The 21,614-nt window shown below is 70.6% G+C and carries 21 protein-coding genes; 10 read left to right on the top strand and 11 right to left on the bottom strand.

The window, feature by feature from the left end:
* Positions 1–199 precede the first annotated feature (199 nt).
* From AB0N16_RS21490 to AB0N16_RS21480, 3 genes are read left to right on the top strand one after another with little or no spacing between them, the layout of a single operon-like run.
* Positions 200–1,084, top strand: a complete 885-nt coding sequence (locus AB0N16_RS21490) for an ABC transporter substrate-binding protein (RefSeq protein ID WP_365798948.1) — start codon at positions 200–202, stop codon at positions 1,082–1,084.
* Entirely contained in the window at positions 1,081–2,001 is a 921-nt protein-coding gene (locus AB0N16_RS21485; protein WP_365798946.1) for an amino acid ABC transporter permease, read from the top strand. The genes AB0N16_RS21490 and AB0N16_RS21485 overlap by 4 nt, the downstream gene beginning before the upstream one ends.
* On the top strand, positions 1,998–2,750 hold the full coding sequence (locus AB0N16_RS21480; RefSeq protein WP_365798944.1) for an amino acid ABC transporter ATP-binding protein: 753 nt from the start codon (positions 1,998–2,000) through the stop codon (positions 2,748–2,750). Before AB0N16_RS21485 ends, AB0N16_RS21480 begins: the two co-directional genes overlap by 4 nt.
* A 4-nt stretch (positions 2,751–2,754) precedes the next feature.
* Here the strand turns inward: AB0N16_RS21480 and aroQ are convergent, their stop codons facing one another.
* Positions 2,755–3,228, bottom strand: a complete 474-nt coding sequence (aroQ, locus tag AB0N16_RS21475; RefSeq protein WP_365798942.1) for a type II 3-dehydroquinate dehydratase — start codon at positions 3,226–3,228, stop codon at positions 2,755–2,757.
* A gap of 139 nt (positions 3,229–3,367) precedes the next feature.
* Between aroQ and AB0N16_RS21470 the strand changes: the two genes are divergently transcribed.
* Entirely contained in the window at positions 3,368–4,672 is a 1,305-nt protein-coding gene (locus AB0N16_RS21470) for an MFS transporter (RefSeq protein ID WP_365798940.1), read from the top strand.
* A gap of 7 nt (positions 4,673–4,679) precedes the next feature.
* On the opposite strand, the gene AB0N16_RS21465 is transcribed toward AB0N16_RS21470, so the two are convergent.
* The 7 genes from AB0N16_RS21465 to AB0N16_RS21435 all read right to left on the bottom strand — a co-directional run bounded on the left by AB0N16_RS21465 (position 4,680) and on the right by AB0N16_RS21435 (position 13,451).
* Positions 4,680–5,780 (bottom strand): ionic transporter y4hA, encoded by a 1,101-nt coding sequence (locus AB0N16_RS21465; RefSeq protein ID WP_365798938.1) that lies wholly within the window; start codon positions 5,778–5,780, stop codon positions 4,680–4,682.
* 114 nt (positions 5,781–5,894) lie between these two features.
* Positions 5,895–6,197: a hypothetical protein gene (locus AB0N16_RS21460; RefSeq protein ID WP_365798936.1), complete on the bottom strand. Its 303-nt coding sequence runs from the start codon at positions 6,195–6,197 to the stop codon at positions 5,895–5,897.
* A gap of 129 nt (positions 6,198–6,326) precedes the next feature.
* Positions 6,327–7,328, bottom strand: a complete 1,002-nt coding sequence (locus tag AB0N16_RS21455) for a TerC/Alx family metal homeostasis membrane protein (RefSeq protein ID WP_365798934.1) — start codon at positions 7,326–7,328, stop codon at positions 6,327–6,329.
* 222 nt (positions 7,329–7,550) lie between these two features.
* Positions 7,551–9,611 (bottom strand): TerD family protein, encoded by a 2,061-nt coding sequence (locus AB0N16_RS21450; protein WP_365798932.1) that lies wholly within the window; start codon positions 9,609–9,611, stop codon positions 7,551–7,553.
* A 48-nt stretch (positions 9,612–9,659) separates the two neighbouring features.
* Positions 9,660–10,238, bottom strand: coding sequence for a TerD family protein (locus tag AB0N16_RS21445; RefSeq protein WP_365798930.1), 579 nt, complete (start codon positions 10,236–10,238; stop codon positions 9,660–9,662).
* Between the two features lie 158 nt (positions 10,239–10,396).
* Complete coding sequence (gene uvrB, locus AB0N16_RS21440; RefSeq protein WP_365798928.1) at positions 10,397–12,544, bottom strand: excinuclease ABC subunit UvrB; 2,148 nt, start codon at positions 12,542–12,544, stop codon at positions 10,397–10,399.
* Positions 12,545–12,584: 40 nt separating this feature from the next.
* Positions 12,585–13,451, bottom strand: coding sequence for an MHYT domain-containing protein (locus AB0N16_RS21435; RefSeq protein WP_365798926.1), 867 nt, complete (start codon positions 13,449–13,451; stop codon positions 12,585–12,587).
* A gap of 277 nt (positions 13,452–13,728) precedes the next feature.
* Here AB0N16_RS21435 and AB0N16_RS21430 point away from each other — a divergent pair, with 277 nt between their 5' ends.
* Positions 13,729–14,598 carry a glycerophosphodiester phosphodiesterase family protein gene (locus AB0N16_RS21430; RefSeq protein WP_365798924.1) on the top strand — a complete coding sequence of 290 codons (870 nt, stop codon included), beginning with the start codon at positions 13,729–13,731 and terminating at the stop codon, positions 14,596–14,598.
* A gap of 52 nt (positions 14,599–14,650) precedes the next feature.
* Positions 14,651–15,205 (top strand): methylated-DNA--[protein]-cysteine S-methyltransferase, encoded by a 555-nt coding sequence (locus AB0N16_RS21425; RefSeq protein WP_365798922.1) that lies wholly within the window; start codon positions 14,651–14,653, stop codon positions 15,203–15,205.
* Between the two features lie 24 nt (positions 15,206–15,229).
* On the opposite strand, the gene AB0N16_RS21420 is transcribed toward AB0N16_RS21425, so the two are convergent.
* Positions 15,230–15,658 carry a VOC family protein gene (locus AB0N16_RS21420; RefSeq protein WP_365798920.1) on the bottom strand — a complete coding sequence of 143 codons (429 nt, stop codon included), beginning with the start codon at positions 15,656–15,658 and terminating at the stop codon, positions 15,230–15,232.
* 102 nt (positions 15,659–15,760) lie between these two features.
* On the opposite strand from AB0N16_RS21420, the gene AB0N16_RS21415 reads away from it, so the two are divergent.
* Together AB0N16_RS21415 and AB0N16_RS21410 are read left to right on the top strand one after the other, a co-directional pair.
* Complete coding sequence (locus AB0N16_RS21415) at positions 15,761–16,666, top strand: pseudouridine-5'-phosphate glycosidase (protein ID WP_365799303.1); 906 nt, start codon at positions 15,761–15,763, stop codon at positions 16,664–16,666.
* Positions 16,663–17,577: a sugar kinase gene (locus tag AB0N16_RS21410; protein ID WP_365798918.1), complete on the top strand. Its 915-nt coding sequence runs from the start codon at positions 16,663–16,665 to the stop codon at positions 17,575–17,577. Before AB0N16_RS21415 ends, AB0N16_RS21410 begins: the two co-directional genes overlap by 4 nt.
* 49 nt (positions 17,578–17,626) lie before the next feature.
* Here the strand turns inward: AB0N16_RS21410 and AB0N16_RS21405 are convergent, their stop codons facing one another.
* Positions 17,627–18,421: a methyltransferase domain-containing protein gene (locus AB0N16_RS21405; protein WP_365798916.1), complete on the bottom strand. Its 795-nt coding sequence runs from the start codon at positions 18,419–18,421 to the stop codon at positions 17,627–17,629.
* Positions 18,422–18,697: 276 nt separating this feature from the next.
* Between AB0N16_RS21405 and AB0N16_RS21400 the strand changes: the two genes are divergently transcribed.
* Complete coding sequence (locus AB0N16_RS21400; RefSeq protein WP_365798915.1) at positions 18,698–19,825, top strand: magnesium and cobalt transport protein CorA; 1,128 nt, start codon at positions 18,698–18,700, stop codon at positions 19,823–19,825.
* A gap of 158 nt (positions 19,826–19,983) precedes the next feature.
* Here AB0N16_RS21400 and AB0N16_RS21395 read toward each other — a convergent pair whose 3' ends face one another.
* Positions 19,984–20,616, bottom strand: a complete 633-nt coding sequence (locus AB0N16_RS21395) for a uridine kinase (RefSeq protein ID WP_365798913.1) — start codon at positions 20,614–20,616, stop codon at positions 19,984–19,986.
* Positions 20,617–20,819: 203 nt separating this feature from the next.
* Here AB0N16_RS21395 and AB0N16_RS21390 point away from each other — a divergent pair, with 203 nt between their 5' ends.
* Complete coding sequence (locus AB0N16_RS21390; RefSeq protein ID WP_365798911.1) at positions 20,820–21,521, top strand: DUF2293 domain-containing protein; 702 nt, start codon at positions 20,820–20,822, stop codon at positions 21,519–21,521.
* The last annotated feature ends 93 nt before the right edge of the window (positions 21,522–21,614 follow it).

Genomic DNA, 21,614 nt, shown 5'->3' with positions numbered 1-21,614 from the left:
ACAGCCCCGCACAGGATGACGGCTCCTGCGCGGTACGGGCCGCCGGTCACCATTCCCCGCCCTCGACCGGCGGCCCCGGCGTGACCACCTCGCAACCCGCAGCAGGCAACGTTCACAAGACCGCAACACCGGTTCCCAGTATGCGGACAAATACCCTCTTGACCTGGACAAACGCGGCCTTCGCTGTCACTCTCCCGCCATGCACCCTGCCCCGAACGCACTGCGCCGCGCTGTCGCCGCCGCCACCATAGCCCTGCTCGCCACCGCTGTCGGCTGTGCTCCGCAGCCGGACGACAAGGCCTCCGGCGGTTCCTCCTCGTCGGCCGGAACCACCTGCGCCAAGGGCAAGTTGGCCACCCAGACATCCGGCAAGCTGACGATCGCGACGGACGAACCGGCGTACGAGCCCTGGTTCAAGGACGACAAGCCGGCCAACGGCGAGGGCTTCGAGTCGGCGGTCGCGTACGCCGTGGCGAAGCAGCTGGGGTACGACAAGAGTGCGGTCGTCTGGCAGAGCGTGCCGTTCAACAAGGCGTTCGCGCCCGGGGTGAAGACCTTCGACTTCGACATCAACCAGGTGTCCATCAGCGCCGAGCGCAAGAAGGCCGTGGACTTCTCGTCGGGTTACTACGACGTGCGCCAGGCGGTCATCGCGCTGAAGGGCAGCAAGGCCGCGAAGGCGACCACCATCGCGGATCTGAAGGGGCTGAAGCTGGGCGCCCAGGTCGGCACCACCAGCCTGAACTACATCACCGACGTGGTGAAGCCGTCGCAGCAGGCCGCCGTGTACGCCAAGAACGACCAGGCCAAGTCGGCGTTGAAGAACGGCCAGGTGGACGCGATCGTGGTCGACCTGCCGACCGCCTTCTACATCACCTCGGCCGAGGTGACCAACGCGAAGATCGTGGGCCAGTTCGAGAACCAGGGTGGCACGCCCGAGCAGTTTGGCCTGGTCCTCGACAAGGGCAGCGCGCTCACCTCGTGCGTCACGAACGCCGTCGACGCGCTGCGCAAGGACGGCACCCTGGCGAAGATCGAGCAGCAGTGGCTCTCCGACGCCGTCGACGCCCCGGTGCTCAAGTGACCGTCACCAAGGACAGGGCAGGCAGGGAGGGCGCGGACGGCGCGAGCGGCATGTCCGAGCGCGGGGACGACGACTACACGCCGTCCGGACGGCGGCTGGAGCGGGAGCGCTACCGGCGTGCCCGGGCCCGCCGCGCCACCGCGATCGCCGCGCTCTCGACGCTGGTCACGGCGGCCGTGCTCTATCTGGTCGTCGTGAGCGCGCCCGGCTGGCCGCGTACCAAGGAGACGTTCTTCAACGGGCGGTACGCGCGCGAGGCGTTTCCGAAGGTCCTCGAAGGACTGTGGCTGAACGTCCGGCTGCTGGTCGTCTGCGGTGCCGCCGTACTGGTCCTCGGCATGCTGATCGCCATCGCGCGCACGCTGCGCGGGCCGGTGTTCTTCCCGCTGCGGGCGCTCGCGGCGGCGTACACCGACTTCTTCCGCGGGCTGCCGCTGATCATCAACCTGATGATCGTGGTCCTGGGCGTCCCGGCGCTGCGGCTCCAGGGTGTGACGGTCGACCCGGTGCTGCTGGGCGGTACGGCGCTGACGCTGACGTACTCCGCGTATGTCGCCGAGGTGTTCCGCGCCGGCATCGAGTCGGTCCACCCCTCGCAGCGCGCGGCGGCCCGCTCGCTCGGCCTGACCAACCGGCAGGCCCTGCGCTACGTCGTGCTTCCGCAGGCGGTACGGCGTCAGGTGCCACCGCTGCTGAACGACCTGGTGTCGCTCCAGAAGGACACCGGTCTGGTGTCGATCGGCGGTGCGATCGACGCTGTACGCGCGGCGGACATCATCGTGGGCCGCAGCCTCAACTACACGCCCTACATCGTCGCCGGGCTGGTTTTCGTGGCCCTGACCATCCCGATGACCCGTTTCACGGACTGGGTGACGGCCAGGATGGACCGGCAGCGGGCCCAGGGAGGATCCATATGAGCGACGCACCTGTCCTGCGCATGGAGTCCGTCCGTAAGACCTTCGGCGGCTCGGTGGTCCTGCGGGACGTGGACCTGGCGGTCGCCCCGCACACGGTGACCGCGCTGATCGGCGCGTCCGGGTCCGGCAAGTCGACGCTGCTGCGCTGCGCCAACCTCCTCGAGGAGATCGACGACGGCGCGATCTGGCTGGACGGCGAGGAGATCACCGACCCGCGCACGGACCAGGACGCGGTGCGCCGACGGATCGGCGTCGTCTTCCAGGCGTACAACCTCTTCCCGCACATGACCGTGCTGGAGAACATCACCCTGGCGCCGCGCCGGGTGCACGGCGTCTCCCGCGCGGAGGCCGAGGAACGGGCCAGGGAGCTGCTCGAGCGCCTCGGCCTGGGTGACAAGGCGGCCGCCTACCCCGACCGGCTGAGCGGCGGTCAGCAGCAGCGGGCGGCGATCGTGCGCGCCCTCGCGGTTCGGCCCCGTCTGCTGCTCCTCGACGAGATCACCGCCGCCCTCGACCCGGAGTTGGTCGGCGAGGTGCTCACCGTGGTACGCGGCCTCAAGGACGAGGGCATGACCATGGTGCTGGCGACGCACGAGATGGGCTTCGCCCGGGACGTCGCCGACCAGATCTGCTTCCTCGACGGCGGCGTCGTACTCGAACGGGGCACCGCCGAGCAGGTGTTCGGCGACCCGCAGCAGGAACGCACCCGGCGCTTCCTGCGGCGGATCGTGGAGGCCGGACGCCTCTGAGGGGTCAGGCGTCGGCAGTGGCGGCGCCGACCAGCGCCGCCACCCGCTCCACGCCGAACACATAGCCCTGCACACCGCATCCGGCGATCACGCCGTCGGCACGCAGGGAGACATAGGAGTGGTGCCGGAACGACTCGCGCTTGTGGATGTTGGAGATGTGGACCTCCAACACAGGCATCCCGTCACAGGTGTTGAGGGCATCCAGGAGGGCGACCGAGGTGTGCGAGTAGGCACCCGGGTTGATGACGATCCCGCAGTGGCGGAGGCGCGCCTCGTGGATCCAGTCGACCAGTTCGCCCTCGTGGTTGGACTGGCGGAAGTCCACGGTGCCGCCGTGCGCGGCCGCGGCCTTGACGCAGAGGGCCTCGACGTCGGCGAGCGTGTCGGAGCCGTAGATATCGGGCTGACGCTGGCCGAGCAGGTTCAGGTTGGGCCCGTTGAGGATCATGATCGGGGCGTTGGCCAGGGTGCGGGGCACGCTTCCTCCGGTCCGTTCAGACGATGAGCGGCCCTGGGCGGACCGCGGCTCAGACCGGTTTATCACGGTGCACCGAGGCGCCCGCGAAGGGCGCCGTGCGCCCCCGTAACGGACGGTCACCGTGGGTAGTTGACGCGACATGCACGATGTACGCACCGTAAGGGTTCCCTCGATGCTGCGGCTGGCGGCCGCATCGCTCGCCGGGACCGCCATCGAGTTCTACGACTTCTTCGTCTACGGCACGGCCGCGGCGCTCGTGCTGGGGCCGTTGTTCTTCCCGACGTTCTCGCCGCTGGCGGGGACGCTGGCGGCGTTCGGGACGTTCGGCGTGGGGTTCGTGGCTCGTCCGCTGGGCTCGGTGCTGTTCGGGCACATCGGGGACCGGCGTGGCCGGCGTCCGGTCCTGGTCGCGTCCCTGCTGCTGACCGGCGCCTCGACGGTCGCGGTCGGCTGTCTGCCGACGTTCGGCACGCTCGGCGTCGCCGCGCCCGTACTGCTGCTCGTGCTCCGCTTCCTGCAGGGGCTGGGGCTCGGCGGCGAGTGGGGCGGGGCGGTGCTGCTGACCGCGGAGCACGCGCCGCCCGGGCGGCGCGCCCTGTGGTCGAGCTTTCCGCAGATCGGACCGGCCGTCGGCTTTCTGCTCGCCAACGGCGTGATGCTGGCCCTGTCCGCGTCACTGTCCCAAGCGGAGTTCGCGCAGTGGGGCTGGCGGGTGCCGTTCTGGGCGGCCGGAGCACTGGCGCTGAGCGGGTTGTGGCTGCGTTCCTCGCTCGCCGAGAGCCCCCGGTTCCTGGAGCTCGACGACCACGCGCGCGTGCCGATCGCCGAGGTCGTACGGCATCACTGGCGGCTGGTGCTGCTGACGGCGGGGGCGCTCGCGGTCGGGTACGCGGTGTTCTACGCGGTGACCACCTGGTCGCTGGCTTACGGGACGGACCGGCTCGGGGTGAGCCGTACCGTCATGCTCGTCTGCATCATGGGCGCCGTGGTGGTGAAGGGCTCGCTCACGCCGGTCATGGCCCTGCTCGGCGATCGCTACGGTCGGCGGCCGCTGTGCCTGGTGGGGTGCACGGCCTCGGCGCTGTGGATGTTCCCGATGGTCGCGCTGCTGGCGACCGGTGAGCCCCTGCTGATGTTCCTCGGGTTCACGGGCGCGCTGATCTCCTTCATCACCGTCTTCTCGGTCGTCGCCGCCTATCTGCCGGAGCTGTACGAGCCCCGGGTGCGCTGCACCGGCGCCGCCGTCGGCTACAACCTCGGCGGGGTCCTCGGGGGCGCGCTCACGCCGATCGTGGCGACGGCGCTGGCGGAGCACAGCGGGCGCGTGCCGTGGGCTGTGGGGGCATACCTGACGGCGATCGCGCTGCTGAGCCTCGGGTGCTTCGCGCTGCTGCCGGAGACGCGCCCGGTGTCGGTGGCGGCGGCCGAGCCGGTCACCGGGTGACCGCGATCTAGGGGTTGACGGCCAGCTCCAGGTAGGCGGCGAACAGCACCAGGTGGACGCCGCCCTGGAGCGGTGTGGCCCGGCCCGGCACGACCGTGAGGGAGCTGACGACCACGGTGAGCGCGAGCAGCAGCATGTGGGTGGCGCCGAGGCCGAGGACCAGAGGGCCGGAGAGCCAGATGGAGGCGAGGGCGACGGCGGGAATGGTCAGCCCGATGCTGGCCATCGCCGAGCCGAGCGCCAGGTTGAGGCTGGTCTGCACGCGGTCGCGGCGGGCGGAGCGCAGGGCGGCGATGGTCTCGGGGAGCAGCACCAGCAGGGCGATGATCACACCGACGACGGCGTGGTGCAGGCCGGCCGCCTCCACACCGGACTCGATCGCGGGCGACACGCCCTTGGCCAGTCCGACGACGCCGACGAGGGCGAGGCCCAGCAGGCCGAGGCTGATCCAGGCGGTGCGCGCGGACGGGGCTTCGGCGTGGTCGTCGCTGTCGATCACCTCGCCCTGCCGGGTGATCGGCAGGAAGTAGTCGCGGTGTCGCACGGTCTGGGTCGCGACGAACAGGCCGTACAGGATCAGTGAGGACAGGGCCGCGAAGGTCAGCTGGACGCCGGAGAACTCCGGGCCGGGTCTGCTGGTGGTGAAGGTCGGCAGGACCAGGCTGAGCGTGGCCAGGGTGGCCACGGTCGCGAGGGCGGCGCCGGTGCCCTCGGGGTTGAAGACCGCGGTGCCGTGGCGCAGCGAGGCGACGAGGAGACAGATGCCGACAATGCCGTTGCAGGTGATCATCACGGCGGCGAAGACGGTGTCCCGGGCCAGGGTGGAACTCTTGTCGCCGCCGTCTGCCATGAGGGTGACGATCAGGGCGACTTCGATGACCGTGACGGCGATGGCGAGCACCAGGGAGCCGAAGGGTTCCCCGACCCGGTGGGCGACGACCTCGGCGTGGTGGACGGCGGCGAGGACGGATCCGCCGAGAACCACGGTCACCAGGGCGACGACCCCGCCGGGCAGATCACGGCTCCAGGTGAACAGGAGCAGGACGATCGCGAGCACCGGCACCAGGAACGTCCACTGAGTGGTGAGCGACCTGAACCGAGTGATCATGCAGCGATGGTGGCAGAGGCGTACTGGGTTCGCATTCCGGTCCTTTCGGGCTCCGGGGGCCCGCCGTCGGCGCGGCGAAGCCCCCGGGTCGTACGGGTGACGTCGGTCGAACGGTTACGTGAAGTCGGTCATGTCCACGACGTCGCAGTCGGTGAAGGACGGCGGGCGGGTACACAAGGCGGCCATCCGCTGGGCGAACTTGCTCGTCTCGGGGTCGTCGCTGTTGCGCATGGCCTCCTCGTAGGAGTTGAACTCGATCACGCCCAGGTAGTGGCCGGGCCGGCTTCGGTCCCTGAGGATCAGTCGGCGCGTCGGGCTGTTCTCACCGCCGGCGAGTTGGTTGCCCATCTCGTCCGCGAGAGCCCTCATCTCGTCGATGCGGTCGGTCTCGAAGTCGATGATCTGGACGAATGTCACGGTTGCCTCCACCAGGTGGCGGCGCCCCCGACCGGGGACGCTCCGCCACCCAACGAAGCACCGGGAGCGGTGGGTCGGCAATGCGCTTCGCACCGCTCCACGGGGTGGTTGTTCCTACGTCCGACGTGGTCAGACGTCGATGCTGTCCTTCGGAGCGCCTTCGCTCCGGGTCTGCGCCGCCTCGGCCGCCGCCTGCTTCCCGGAGGCCCGCAGGCTGGTGATCGTGGTGACGATCAGGACCGCGCAGATGACGCCGAGCGAGACCGGGATGCTGATCTCCGGGACGTGGACGCCGGCCTCGTGCAGGGCGTGCAGCACGAGCTTGACGCCGATGAAGCCGAGGATGATCGACAAGCCGTAGGAGAGGTGGACCAGCCTCTTCAGCAGTCCGCCGATGAGGAAGTACAGCTGACGCAGGCCCATCAGCGCGAAGGCGTTGGCCGTGAAGACGATGTACGGGTCCTGCGTCAGGCCGAAGATCGCGGGGATGGAGTCCAGCGCGAACAGGACATCGGTCGTACCGATCGCAAGCATCACGACGAGCATCGGGGTCATGACCCGCTTGCCGTTCTGCTGGATCCACAGCTTGGTGCCGTGGTAGCGGTCGGCCACGCCGAACCTGCGCTCCGCGGCCTTGAGCAGCTTGTTCTCCTCGAACTCCTCTTCCTCCCCGTCGGCCCGTGCCTCCTGGATCAGCTTCCAGGCGGTCCAGATCAGGAAGGCGCCGAAGAGGAAGAACACCCACGAGAAGCTGGCGAGGATCGCGGCGCCCGCGGCGATGAAGATGGCCCGCAGGACCAGGGCTATCAGGACGCCGACGAGCAGCACCCGCTGCTGGTACTGCGAGGGCACGGCGAACTTCGCCATGATCAGGACGAAGACGAAGAGGTTGTCGACGCTCAGCGACTTCTCGGTGATGAAGCCCGCGAAGAACTCGCCGCCGGCCTGGCCGCCACCGAAGACGAGCAGGCCGAGGCCGAAGAGTCCGGCCAGGGCGATCCAGACGACGGTCCAGATTCCGGCTTCCTTGACGGATACGTCATGCGGCTTGCGGCCGATGAAGAAGTCGACCGCGATCAAGGCGGCCAGACCCACGATGGTGAGGACCCAAAGGGTCACGGATACATCCACTGCGCCTCCGGTTCGTGAATGGCAAAGGGTCAGCGTCGTCGCTGCCGGAGGTCTCTTCCACCCGAGACGGGCCGACGCCCCGGGATCCGATCGGATCCGTATTGACGGGTACGCCGCAGCAGACAGGGAGTACTCCCCTCCGTGAGGAAAACAGTACCCCAATCACCAAGGAAAGGTAAAGCGATTGGCAAAAGAAAGACCAAATGGCCTGGTCAAGAGACTTTACATACGCTTGGTGTAAGCGATTGCGACCTGGTGGAGCACCTGCTGGAGCACCTGGCTGCCGACTGGCACCACGCAGGGCTCGTACGTCCAGGCATGCCCCACCCACGGGTCGGCAAGGTGATCGTCCGGTACCGGCGTGAGTCGCATCAGTGAACGCCACAGCGGATCGAGCAACGGCCCGTAGGCGGCAGCGTCCTCCCGGTCGGCGACCAGCAGGAGATGGACACCGACGTCCGGGCCCTCGTCCGCGAGATAGCGCAGCTGGGTGACGGCCCGGTCGTCGAAACCGTGCGGGAACTCGTTGACGACAAGCAGCTGCCGCGAGGTGTCCAGACCGGGCGGCAGGGCGTCGGCCGCGCCGCCGCGCACGGCCATCTGTACCAGGTCGACACGCTCGGTCAGCCGCCCCAGTACGTCCGCTACACCGACCGCACCTGTCGCGGGCGGCCGGGCCAGCACGCCGGCTCCCGTCAGCGGGGCGAGTGCGGCGGCGCCGGAACCGGCCGGATCGATGACCTGTACGCCGAACTCCCCGGCCGGATGCACGGCGAGCAGCCGGGCCGCTAGCACCACCGCCGTCTGCAGAGCGAGGTGCCGCAGCTCACCGGCGTCGGGAAAGGCACCGTCGGGAGTCGCGCTGAGACCGCTGTCGATCCACAGGCCCCGCTCCAGCGGCAGCCGGACCAGCATCGGGATGCGCAACGGGGCGCTCTCCGCAAGGTGCAGGTCACCCAGTCGCACGGCCATCGGCGGCTCCGTCGGTACCCGGTAGGCGTGCCAGACGGGGGTGTCCCAGCGTGCGTACGCCGGTGGCAGGGCGGGCTCGACGACCTCGGACTCGGCGGTGAGCTGGGCGAGGTCGCGGTCGAGGGCCGCCTGGGCCTGGTCGACCAGCTGGGCCTGCCGGGCGCGGGCCGTCTCGCGTGCGGAGTCCCCCGTCGAGCCCAGGCGGCTGCGTGGGTCGGCGAGGACCTGGTCGAGCTCCTTCTCCATGCGCGACTCGGCGAAGTCGACGGCACTGCGGTACGCGGCGGTGGAGCGGGCCAGGTCCTCGAACATGCCCCAGACCTGGTTGTACAGCCGCTCGTCCATGGACCAGCCGACCGCATCACCCGCGACGGGCGGGACGGGCCCGTCGACCGGGGCGGGCGCCGCCGGGGCCGTGGGCGGGGAGGCCTGGCGGCGCTTCGGATGCGTGTAGTCGATGGGACCGCCGGCGGATGTGACCAGGTCGGTGGCAGCGGGTCCATCGGAGGCCAGGGAGCGGCCGTCACCGGGCACCGGCTCCGCTTCGCCGGGCCCGCCGGGCCCGCCAGGTCCGCCGGGTCCGCCGGGTCCGCCAGGTCCGCCGGGTCCGGCGGAAGAGATCGGCTGATCGCTGCCGTCGCAGGGCGCCTGAACGTCGTACGGGGACCCGGCGGCGGTGCCGGACGGATCGGGGCCGGCGACGGAGCCGGCCGTAAGGCGGGAGCGGCCGGTGTCCGTGCGCACCGGAACTGCCCGGGCCGCGCCGCGTGCCACCGCTGCCTCGATCCCGCCGGCGAGTTCGGCGGCCTGGGGCAGGCCCTGGTCGGCGAGGAGGGCGGTGAGGCCCTCTGCGTAGCCCTGCCCCACCGCGCGGATTTTCCAGGCGCCTTGACGGCGGTAGAGCTCCAGGGCCACGACTGCCGACTCGGCGTCCAGGCCGGCGAGGGTGTAGCCGACGACCTCGGTGCCGTCGAGGCCGGTGACGGCGGCGCGCGGCGGGGCGACCGCGCCGAAGCGGAGCGGGCCGCCGGGGGCTGCGGGCAGGGCGATCAGGACACTGACCCGGTGCACGGCCTCGGGCAGGGCGTCGAGGTCGACGGCGAGCCGGTGTTCGGCGGCTGCTTGCCGGGAGACCTCGATCCCGGGCAGGGTGGGTGCGCCCGGATGGACCACCCGGTCGGCGTCCCGCACCCGGCCGGTGTCGTCGGCGAGGGTGGCCCCCGTCACGACCGGCACATCGGCCGAGATCCGGATCTCCATCCGGTTCCGCGAGAGTGGATGGTTCTGCCCGCGCGCCAGCTCCGCCGCCATCGCCCATGCCCCCTGTGTGTCGTGTCGTCGTGCGCCGCGGGGCTTCCCCTAGAGGACCGGCAGGATCGTGGGCACCAGGTCCTGGAAGGTGCGGCCCTTGGCCGGCACGCCCAGGGCCGTCAGCGTCCAGCCCGAGCCGGTCCGGTGCACCTTCGCCATGATCTGGGCGGTGTACTCGCCGCCGCCGTCGAGCGTGTAGCGGGCGAGTTCCTGGCCGTTGGTCTCGTCGACCAGCCGGCAGAAGGCGTTCTGCACTTCCTGGAAGGTCTGGCCGGTGAAGGAGTTGACGGTGAAGACGATCTGGTCGACGTGGACCGGGACGCGCGCGAGGTCGACGAGGATGGCCTCGTCGTCGCCGCCCTGCCCCGCGCCGCCGACGAGGTTGTCGCCCGTGTGCCGGACGGAGCCGTCGTCACTCACCAGGTGACGGAAGAACACGACGTCGACGGGCTGCTTGTCGGCGAACAGCACCGCCGAGGCGTCCAGGTCGATCTCCCGGGTGCGCGAGCCGAACAGCCCGCGCCGGGGTGCCGCCTTCCAACCAAGACCCATGCGGACCGCGCTCAGGGAGCCGCCGTCCTTCTTCTCCAGGCTGATGGCCTGACCCTTGGTCATGTTGACGGTCACGGCTGCTGTCCCCTCGTCGAATGTCCCCGGTTGCCGCGAAGTGCGCGGTTGTCCAAAACCCTATGCAGCGCCGCTGACAGTGCCGAACCCCGGCCCGCGGTTTGTGTCGGTGTTGCAACACTTCGCGCCCTTACCGGGGTCCGGCGGCAGCTCGGGGTTCAGGCCAGACCCGCCTCCCTCATCTGGCGCAGTTCCTTCTTCATCTCGGAGACCTCGTCACGCAGGCGGGCCGCGATCTCGAACTGCAGATCCGCCGCGGCGGCACGCATGCGCTCCGTCATCTCCTCGATCTGCTCGGCCAGTTCGGCCGCGGGGCGGTCGGTCGGCACCGTTTCCTTCGCCTTGCCCTTGGCCGCCTTGCCGGCCTTCGCGCCCTTGGCCGCCTTGTCGCCCAGAGCCGGAACGGGAGCCTTGGCTGCCTTGCCGTCCTTCTGCTTGCGGTAGCCCGAGCCGAGCAGCTGTTCGGTGTCCACCTCTTCCCGGGCGATCTGCGCGACGATGTCGTTGATCTTCTTGCGCAGCGGCTGCGGGTCGATGCCGTTGGCCGTGTTGTAGGCGACCTGCTTCTCCCGGCGGCGGTTGGTCTCGTCGATGGCCCGCTCCATCGCCGGGGTGATCTTGTCGGCGTACATGTGGACCTGGCCGGAGACATTGCGTGCCGCGCGGCCGATGGTCTGGATCAGCGAGGTGCCGGAGCGCAGGAAGCCCTCCTTGTCGGCGTCGAGGATGGCCACCAGGGACACCTCGGGCAGGTCGAGGCCCTCACGCAGCAGGTTGATGCCGACCAGGACGTCGTACTCGCCGGAGCGCAGCTCGCGCAGCAACTCGACGCGGCGCAGGGTGTCGACGTCGCTGTGCAGATAGCGCACCTGGATGCCGAGTTCCAGGAAGTAGTCGGTGAGGTCCTCGGCCATCTTCTTGGTGAGCGTGGTGACCAGGACGCGTTCGTCCTTCTCGGTGCGCTTGCGGATCTCGTGCACCAGGTCGTCGATCTGGCCCTCGGTGGGCTTGACGACGACTTCTGGGTCGACGAGGCCGGTGGGTCGGATGATCTGCTCGACGACGCCGTCCCCGCGGGACAGCTCGTAGGTGCCGGGGGTCGCCGAAAGATACACGGCCTGCCCGATCCGCTCCTGGAACTCCTCCCACTTCAGGGGGCGGTTGTCCAGAGCGGAGGGCAGCCGGAAGCCGTGGTCCACGAGGGTGCGCTTGCGGGAGGCGTCGCCCTCGTACATGGCGCCGATCTGCGGCACGGTGACATGAGATTCGTCGATGACGAGGAGGAAGTCGTCCGGGAAGTAGTCGAGCAGAGTGTTGGGCGGAGAGCCGGGCGAGCGGCCGTCGAAGTGCATCGAGTAGTTCTCCACGCCGGAGCAGGTGCCGATCTGGCGGAGCATCTCGATGTCGTACGTGGTGCGCATGCGCAGCCGCTGGGCCTCCAGGAGTTTGCCCTGCTTCTCCAGCTCCGCGAGGCGCTCCGCCAGTTCCTTCTCGATGTCGTTGACGGCCCGCTCCAGGCGCTCGGGACCCGCGATGTAGTGGGAGGCCGGGAAGACGTACAGCTGCTGGTCGTCGCTGATGATCTCGCCGGTGAGCGGGTGCAGCGTGGACAGCGCCTCGATCTCGTCGCCGAACATCTCGATGCGGACGGCGAGCTCCTCGTAGACCGGAAAGATCTCGATGGTGTCGCCGCGGACGCGGAAGGTGCCGCGTGAGAACGCCACGTCGTTGCGCGTGTACTGGATGTCGACGAAACGGCGCAGCAGGAGGTCGCGGTCGATCTCGTCGCCGACCCGCAGCGGGACCATCCGGTCGACGTACTCCTGGGGGGTACCGAGGCCGTAGATGCAGGACACGGAGGCGACCACGATGACGTCGCGGCGGGTGAGCAGCGAGTTGGTGGCGGAGTGGCGCAGTCGCTCGACCTCCTCGTTGATCGAGGAGTCCTTCTCGATGTAGGTGTCCGACTGCGGGACGTACGCCTCGGGCTGGTAGTAGTCGTAGTACGAGACGAAGTACTCGACCGCGTTGTTCGGGAGGAGCTCGCGGAACTCGTTGGCCAGCTGGGCGGCCAGCGTCTTGTTCGGCGCCATCACGAGGGTGGGGCGCTGGAGCTTCTCGATCATCCACGCGGTGGTGGCGGACTTGCCGGTGCCGGTCGCGCCGAGGAGGACGACGTCCTTCTCACCGGCCTGGACGCGCTTGGCCAGGTCGGCGATGGCCGCCGGCTGGTCGCCGCTGGGCTGGTACGGGCTGACGACCTCGAAGGGCGCCACCGTGCGTTCGATGTGGGAAACGGGCCGCATGGGTTCCACCGTACGACCCCGCACTGACAACCGGCTCTGATCAGCGATTCTGCGGAGTGCGCGAGCTGTGGTGGCTCTGCTGGCGGCCGATGCGCAGCTGCGGGCGGCGGCTCGGGTGGTGGGTGACCTCGTCGGCCGGGACCCCCGGCTTGTGCTCCACGCGCAGCCGGTCGGGCCTGCCGATGATGATCATGGGGTCGAACACCATGACGGCGGCCGTGAGGCAGAGGAAGGCCAGTGGGCCGATCAGCATGGGAGCGAGCAGGGAGGCGGGCGAGTCACCGGGGGGCGTGCCACCGGTGTGGTGGAGGTGGACACTCATGGCGGCCATGCCGGTGTAGTGCATGCCGCTGACGGCGAGTCCCATGACGAGGCTCGCGCCGACGCTCCACAGGAAGCCGCGGATCTGTCCCGCCGCCCACAGGGCCGAGGTGGCGGCCACGACCCCTATCACGACCGACGCGCCCACGGTGAGCGTGTTGTACTCCAGGGTCCCGTTGAGGCGCAGGCCGGCCATGCCGAGGTAGTGCATCGAGGCGATGCCCAGGCCGGTGATCGTGCCGCCCGTGAAGAGCGCGGTGCCGGTGGCGCCCCGGTAGCCGACTATGAAGATCCCGATCCCCACCATGACGATGGCAAGGCCAAGGCTCGCAAAGGTGATCGTCTTGTCGTAGTGGACCGGCGTCTCCTTGACACTGAACCCCATCATGGCGATGAAGTGCATGGTCCATATGCCGGAGCCGATCGCGGCCGACCCCAGGACGAGCCAGGCGGGCCGCGAGGACTGGGCCACCAGCATCGCCCGGGTCGTGCAGCGCAGCCCCAGGGCACCGCCGAGGCAGGCCATCAGATAGGCCACCAGCGGGGTGACGACCCCATAGCTGAATCCGTCGACCGTGCCCTGCATACGTGGCTGCCCTTCACCCTTTGCGTCCCGGAATATTTGATATGCGCCCCCGTCCCAGGACCGCCCGGGCGGTCAGGGTTGACGCAGAGAGTATGACCCGCACCGGAATGGTCGAACGATTTTCCGGCAAAGAAACACGCCCTTGCCGCACTTGTGCGGCACCGGTGAGCGGACTTGGGTAACTCCATTCAATCTGTGGGCATCCGGTACCCGGCCGTCGTTGACTCCCTGCTGTCACTCTTGTGCTGTCCGTGTTCGCCCAACGTGAGGAGTACGCATGCACGCGCGTGCCGTCGCCACCACGACCACTGCGCTGCTGAGCGCGGCCGCCCTGGTCAGCCCCGTGCCCGCCGCCCGGGCCGGCGACGCACGAGAGCCCACGGTGCTGGCCCACCGGGGAGCCTCCGCCTACGCGCCCGAGAACACGCTGGCCGCCGTCGACAAGGCGGCCGAGCTGGGCTTCGCCTGGGTCGAGAACGACGTCCAGCGCACCAGGGACGGCCGACTGGTCGTCCTCCACGACGACAGCCTCGCGCGCACCACCAACGCCGAACAGGTCTTCCCCGGCCGGGCGCCCTGGAAGGTGAAGGACTTCACCGCGGCGGAGATCGCCCGGCTGGACGCGGGCAGCTGGTTCTCACCCTCGTACACCGGCACGCGCGTGCCCACGCTGGCCCAATACATGCACAGGATCGAGCACAACCACGAGAAACTGCTCCTGGAGATCAAGAACCCGGAGCTGTACCCGGGCATCGAGCGGCAGATCGTCAAGCTGCTGGGAAACGAGGGCTGGCTGGACGGCCCGCACCTCGGCCGGATCGTCGTGCAGAGCTTCAGCGCGGACAGCCTGCGCGTCGTGCACGGTCTCAGACCCGCCGTGACGACCGGCTATCTCGGCACACCGTCCGTGACGGCCCTGGGCCGGTACGCGCGCTTCACGGACCTGATCAACCCGTCGGTGGGGTCGATCTCCGCCGGTTACGTGGCCTCCGTCCACTCGTTCGACGGCCCGCACGGCAGGCCGCTGCGTGTCTTCACCTGGACGGTGAACGACGCGGCCAGCACCTGGAAGGCCGTCGGCTACGGCGTCGACGGGATCATCACCAACAAGCCGGACGTGGTGCGGGCCGCGCTGCGCGCGAACTGAGCGGGGGCCGGGCGGGACGGCGTTGTCAGTGGCGGGTCGTACGGTGGATCGCATGGACAGCGAAGGGCAGTACGAGCAGCGGGTGGTGTGGGCCGTCGTGAGCACCGACATCGGTCCGCTGCTGCTGGCGGCGACCCGCGAGGGCCTGGTCACCGTGGTCTTCCACGCCACGGACGCGGTGCGGGAGCGGACCCTGGAGCGGCTGGCGGCCCGGCTGGGCGCCGAGCCCGTCGAGGACGCCGCGGCGCCGGTGCTGGCCGAGGCGATACGCCAGCTGCGGGCGTACTTCGCGGGCGAGCGGCAGGACTTCGACCTGCCGCTGGACTGGTCGCTGATCTCCGGCTTCAACCGGCAGGTGCTGCGCGAACTGGCCGCCGGCGTCCCTTACGGCAGCGTGGTCGGATACGGCGATCTGGCCGGGCGGGTCGGGCAGCCCGGCGCGGCGCAGGCGGTGGGCGCGGCGATGGGAGCCAATCCGCTGCCGGTCGTCGTGCCGTGTCACCGGGTGGTGGAGCGCGACGGCGGCATCGGCGGGTTCGGCGGCGGTCTGGAGACCAAGCGGAAGCTGCTCGCCCTGGAGGGCGTCCTGCCCGAGCCACTGTTCTGAGGCGCCTCGGCGGGAACGACGGTTTCAGTCGTAGTGCCGGACCTCGACGACATTGCCGTCCGGGTCGCGGAAGTAGAAGTTGCGCGCGGCCCTCCCGCGGGCGCCGAAGGAGCATTGGCCGCTGTCGGTCATGGGTACGGTGTGCTCGGCCAGGCGGGCGCGCAGGGCGTCGAACGCGTCGGACGGCAGGCACAGACAGATGTGGTTCACCGGGTGGCCGGCGCTGTCGGCGGCGTCGGGGAGCGCCGGCATGCGTTCGGCGAGGGTGTGCGGCGCGAGGTCGAGGATCGTCTCCTCGTTGACGCGTACAGAGGGGAAGGACACCTCTCCCGCGGTGAACTCGACGACCCGCAGCGGCTCCAGGCCGAGCATCCGCTCGTAGAAGCCGGCCGCGGCGATCGGATCCGCGACCCAGAGGACGACATGGTCCAGGCGTGCCACGTGATGCGTCATGCGGTCCAGGCTGGTGGCGTCCGGCACAGGCCGCAAGCGTTTAGCCGGGTGTGCCGCCCGCCAGAGATGAGGGAAGACCGACGGACAGGAGGCAGGCGCGTGGTGCTGGTGATGTCGGAAGAGGTCCGTGAGGCGCTCGGTGCGGGCCGGGCAGTGGTGGCCCTGGAGTCCACGATCATCGCGCACGGGCTGCCGCGCCCGCGCAACCTCCAGGTGGCGCTGGAGCTGGAAGCGGCGGTGCGGCATGAGGGTGCCGTGCCCGCGACCATCGCCGTGCTGGACGGGCGACCCCATGTCGGCCTGGCCAAGGACCAGTTGGAGCGGGTCGCCAACGAGGACGGGATCCGCAAGCTGGGCCACCGTGACCTCCCGCTCGCCGTGGCGGCGGGGGCGAGCGGCGCGACCACCGTGTCGGCGACGGCACAGCTGGCGGCGCTGGCCGGCATCCGGGTGTTCGCGACGGGTGGTCTCGGCGGGGTGCACCGGGAGTGGACGGTGACCCAGGACGAGTCCGCCGATCTGGGTCTGCTGGCGCGCACCCGGATCACCGTGGTGTGTGCCGGCGTGAAGTCGATCCTGGACGTGCCGGCGACCCTGCAACGTCTGGAGACCCTGGGGGTGGCGGTGGCCGGTTACGGCACGGACCGCTTCCCCGGCTTCTATCTGTCCGACTCCGGGTATCCGGTCGACTGGACGCTGGAGACCCCGGAGCAGGTCGCGGAGGTCATGCGGGCGCAGGACACGCTCGACGCGGCGGACACGTCGCTGATCGTCGCGAATCCGGTCCCGGAGGCGGAGCAGCTCGATCCCGTGCTGCACGCGCGTGTGCTGGCCGACGCGCTGCACGCGTGCGACGCGGAGGGGATCACCGGCCAGGCGGTCACGCCGTTCCTGCTCGGCTACCTGGTCCGGCACACGGACGGCGCCTCGCTGGAGGCCAACCTGGCGGCCGTGCGCGGCAACGTACGGCTGGCGGCGCGGATCGCGTCGGCGTGGGCCAGGGGGTGACGGCAGCCGCAGAGGGCGCGCTGCTGGTCGTCGGGGACGTCGTCACCGATGTCGTCGCGCGCCACCGGGGTCCGCTCGCGACCGGCACGGACACGGCCGCCGTGATCCGGACCGTGCCCGGCGGAGCGGGCGCGAACGTGGCCTGCTGGGCCGCCCGTACGGGCTGTGCGGACGTACGGCTGCTGGGCCGGGTCGGCACGGACGCGGCCGAGTGGCACGAGCGGGAGCTGCTCGCGGCCGGGGTGCGGCCACGGCTCGTGGTGGACCCCGAGGTCGCGACGGGGACGGTCATCTGCCTGGTCGACAACGGTGACTCGGCCGAGCGCACCTTTCTCACGGACAGCGGGGCGTCGCTGCGGCTGGAGCCGGCCGACTGGTCCGACGCGCTGCTCGAAGGGGTCGCCCGGCTGCATCTGTCGGGTTACCTGCTGTTCTCCGAACCGAGCCGGGCGCTGGTGGCGGTGGCCCTGGCGTCGGCACGCGCGCGTGGCGTACCGGTGAGCCTGGATCCGGCGTCGGCCGGGTTCCTCGGGACGCTGGGCGTGGACCGGTTCCTGGCGCTCGTCGAGGGCGTGGACGTCCTGCTGCCGAGCCGGGACGAGGCCTGTCTGCTGACGGGGCTGCCCGATCCGGCGGACGCGGCGGCCGAGTTGAGCCGCCGTGTGCCGCTGGTGGTGGCCAAGGCGGGTGCGGACGGTGCGCTGGTCGCCGAGGGGGGCGGCGTCCTCGCGCGGGTTCCGGCCGAACCGGCGACGCCCCGGGACACCACGGGCGCCGGCGACGCCTTCACCGGCGCGTTCCTCGCCGCGCTGGTCGCCGGCGCGGATCCCGGGGAAGCGGCGGCGCGGGGCTGCGGGGCGGGCGCGAGGGCGGTGGAACGTGTGGGCGCCAGACCGCCCGTCCACGGCTGACACGGCACCGCGACCGGAATCGGCGGGCCGGCGCCGTTGCCCGGCGGGTCTACTTCTTGCGGCCCCATGCGGAGATCATCGGGGCCGTGGCGAGGTCCATGGTGCCGGCCGCCACGTTGGCGAGGTGCTGGCCGATCTCCTCGTCGGTGGCCAGACCCGCGGTGACGAGCCGGCCGCGGATCTGCCGGACCGTGGCGGACTCCAGGGCGGTGCAGGCGGGCGAGGCGACGGGGAAGTAGGCGTCGGCCTCCACATGGTGCAGCCCGGCCTCGCGCAACAGCCGCGGAAGTTTGCGGCCGTACGACAGATCGGCGCCGCGTTCGGCGAGGAGCTTGCGGAAACCCTGGCGCAGGCGGTTGGCGAGCCGCTGCTCGGGGCCGTACTCGTAAGGGCAGACCAGGGGCTGGAGGGCGGGGTCGGCGTCCTCGATCAGCAACCGTCCGCCGGGGCGCAGGGCCTTGATCATGGAGCGCAACGCCCGTTCCCGGTCCGGGACATGGACCAGGACGAGTCGGGCGTGCACCAGGTCGAAGCCCTCCCCCGGCGGCTCCTCGGCGCCGACGTCGTGGGTGCGGACCTCGACCGGTGCGTGGGCGGCCGTGGCGAGCAGCGAGGTGTTGATGTCGGTGGCGACGACCTGGCCGGTCGGTCCGACCTTCTCGGCCAGCCAGGACACCACCGAGGTACCGCCGGCCCCGACCTCCCAGCAGCGCTGGCCCGGTCCGAGTCCGAACGCCTCAAGGTGCCGGAAGGTGGTGGGGTCGAAGAGGGCGGCGAAGGCGGCGAAGCGTTGTCCGGCCTCGCTCTGGCGGTTGTCGAGGAGGTATCCGTCGGCCTGTGTCATGAAACGATCATCCCAGTTGCCCCGGTTGTCCGGTGCGGTCAGGCCTCCGGTCCGGTCAAGGCTCCGGGGCGGCGAGTGCGGCCGCCGGACACGCGGAACTCGTCGCCGGCCGGTGTGCGGGCCGGAACAGGCCTCGTGAGGCCGGGTCGTCCACAGGCGGGAACCAACCGGAACCTGCTGCTCCCACAGGCTTACCCGTGTCTCATGCCGGGCTGGCAGACTTGCCCGGCAGGGCGCGGAAGCGTTGCGCGAAGGGATCCATGCAAGGAGATCCGGATGACGATGGCAGGGAATCTGCGGAAGGTCACAGAGCTGGGCAGGGCCGGCGGCCTGCGCAAGGTGGCGCGGCTGGCCCGGCGGCGGCCCCGCGTCGACCTGAACCATCACGCGCGGTCGCCCCTGGGCTCCTCGGTGGTCAACTGCGTGACGTACGAGGAGGGTGTACGGGTCCCGGAGTGCAGCGATCTGTACTCCGCCGTGGAGCGGGTGCGCAAGAAGGGCGAGGGGTTCGTCTGGCTGGGGCTGCACGAGCCGACGGACAGCGAGTTCGCGGGCATCGCCGAGCTGTTCGACCTGCACCCGCTGGCCGTGGAGGACGCGGTCGAGGCCCATCAGCGCCCCAAGGTGGAGCGGTACGGCGAGACGCTGTTCGCGGTGTTCAAGACCGTGTGCTACGTCGAGCACGAGAAGCTGACGGCGACCAGCGAGGTGGTGAACACCGGCGAGATCATGGTGTTCGTCGGCGAGGAGTTCGTGATCACGGTACGGCATGGCCGGCACGGTTCGCTGGGGCCGCTGCGTGAGGAGTTGGAGGCGGTGCCGAGCCAGCTCGCCAAGGGGCCGGCGGCGGTGCTGCACGCGATCGCGGACCATGTGGTCGATGACTATCTGAACGTCACGGACGCGGTGCAGGCCGACATCGACCAGGTCGAGGCGGACGTGTTCGCGGAGAACGGGGCGCGGGCCGATCCGGGGCGGATCTACCAGATGAAGCGTGAACTCCTGGAACTGAAGCGGGCGGTGGTGCCGCTCGGCAGGCCCATGGAGGAGCTGACCACCCGGCCGATACGGGTGATCGCCCCGGAGATACAGGCCTACTTCCGGGACGTGCTCGACCACCTGATGCGGGCCAAGGAGCAGATCGCGTCCTTCGACGAACTGCTCAACTCCATCCTCCAGGCGCATCTTGCACAGGTGACGGTCGCCCAGAACGAGGACATGCGGAAGATCACGGCCTGGGCCGCGGTGATCGCCGTGCCGACGATGGTGTGCGGGGTGTACGGCATGAATTTCGATCACATGCCGGAGCTGCACTGGCGGTTCGGCTACCCGCTCGTCATCGGCGTCATATCCCTGGCCTGTCTGGTGCTGTACCGGGGCTTCCGGCGCAACGGCTGGCTCTGAGCCCCACGACCGGCAGCACCGAGGACCACGACCTCCACGGCCCCTCAGGGCGGCTTCAGAGTCGAATCATGCGCCCGGACCGGTTACCCGCATGCGCGCACCAAGGCGGTTGCCGGATCGGCCGCCAAGGGCAGAGCGCCGGGCCCGCCGCGGGTGGTTCAGCCGCTCCATGCCGGATGCCGCGGGTCGTCGGCACGGACCAGGACGTCGGCCGTGCCGGCGGGGTCGCTCTCGGCTTCGTAGCGCTCGAAGGCGGGGAGGGTCCAGTGCTCGGACTCGGGGGTACGGCGGCGCAGGGCGCCGGGAGACAGCAGGAGGTGGACGGTCAGGTCGAACGGGAACCAGTGCCGCAGCAGAAGCGGTCCGTGCAGCAACAGGAGGCCACCGGGCGGGAGTTGGACGTAGGGACTGCGGGTGGCTCGGTCGGTGGCCGGGTCCCACAGGTCGGGCAGGACACGCCCGGTCCCGCCGGGGTCGAGCGGGCCGAAGACCTCCCGCCACAGGGCGTTGGTGTCGAACCAGCCGCCGTAGTACGACTCCGCGTCACGGCGACCGTGCTCCAGACGCAGCGAGGCGGGGCGCAGAAAGCCCTCGGCGCCCACGACGAGCGAAGGCCGGCCCCGCAGGCGCAACGCCTCCGCGACGCGCTCCGCGAGGTCCCCGGGCCGGGCGGCCGGGGCACCGTCGAGGGCGACACGCGGCCAGGCGCCCCCGTCGGCGGGCTTCAGCTCGGCCAGCCGCTCGGCAAGGCGCTCGGCGAGCCGGTCCCAGGTGATCGCTTCGAGTCGCACGGGGTCATGATGCCGCGTGGGCAGGGCTGCGGACGTGCCGGGGCCGGGGCACCCCGTGAGATGCGTCAAGGTGCCCGGTGCCCTGGGCCGCGGGTATCGCCGACGGCGCCCGGGGCGTACTCCCGCTTACGGCCGAACCGCCGGTCGTGCGCCCGGCGCCGTACAGACGTGGGACACCTCGTTCGAAGGGGAAAGAACCGCATATGACACGCCTCGCAACTCCCCCTCACCACGGTGGACTTCTGGTGGTGCAGCCCCTCCGGCACAAGCGGTGTGCGGCCTGTCGGCGAGGGCCGCTGTCATTGCTGGTGCTGGAGGACGGGGCGCCGCGGTGTCTGGAGTGCGCCGATCTCGGGCACCTGGTGTTCCTGCCGCGCGGGGACACCGCGCTGACCCGGCGGTCGCGCGAGGAGAGCACCCTGTCGGCGGTGGTGGTGCGGTTCAACCGGCGCAGGAGCCGGTACGAGCGGCAAGGCGTCCTCGTCGAGGAGGCCGCGCTGGCCCGGGCCGAGGTGCGATGTCTGGCCGATGCCGAGGCGCGGCGGCGCCGCCGGGCGCGGGACGCGAAGCGGCGGGCGGCGGAGGATGTGCGGTTCGCGGAGGCCTTCGCGGCGGAGATCCTGCGCCTGTTCCCGGGCTGCCCGGTGGAGCGGGCCCGGACGATCGCGGCGCACGCCTCGCTACGGGGCAGCGGGCGGGTGGGGCGGACCGCGGCCGGGCGGGCGCTGACGGAGGGGGCGGTGGTCTCGGCGGTGGTGGCGGGGGTACGGCATGTGGACACGCCGTACGACCAGCTGCTGATGAGCGGGGTGCCACGGTACGAGGCGCGGCGGCGGATCGCGAGGACGGTGGAGGCGGTGCTGCGGGAGTGGGAGGCCGGGGTGGACATTCGCCTGACCGGCTGACGCCGGGCAGGACAGCTGACCGGTGGACGCCGGGCACGACGGCGACCGGTGGACGCCGGGCAGGACAGCTGACCGGTGGACGCCGGGCAGGAC

Source organism: Streptomyces sp. NPDC051105, from assembly GCF_040682795.1.
GTDB lineage: Bacteria > Actinomycetota > Actinomycetes > Streptomycetales > Streptomycetaceae > Streptomyces.
The sequence above is the reverse complement of the archived record's forward strand: the minus strand, read 5'-3'. Positions and strand labels throughout refer to the sequence as shown.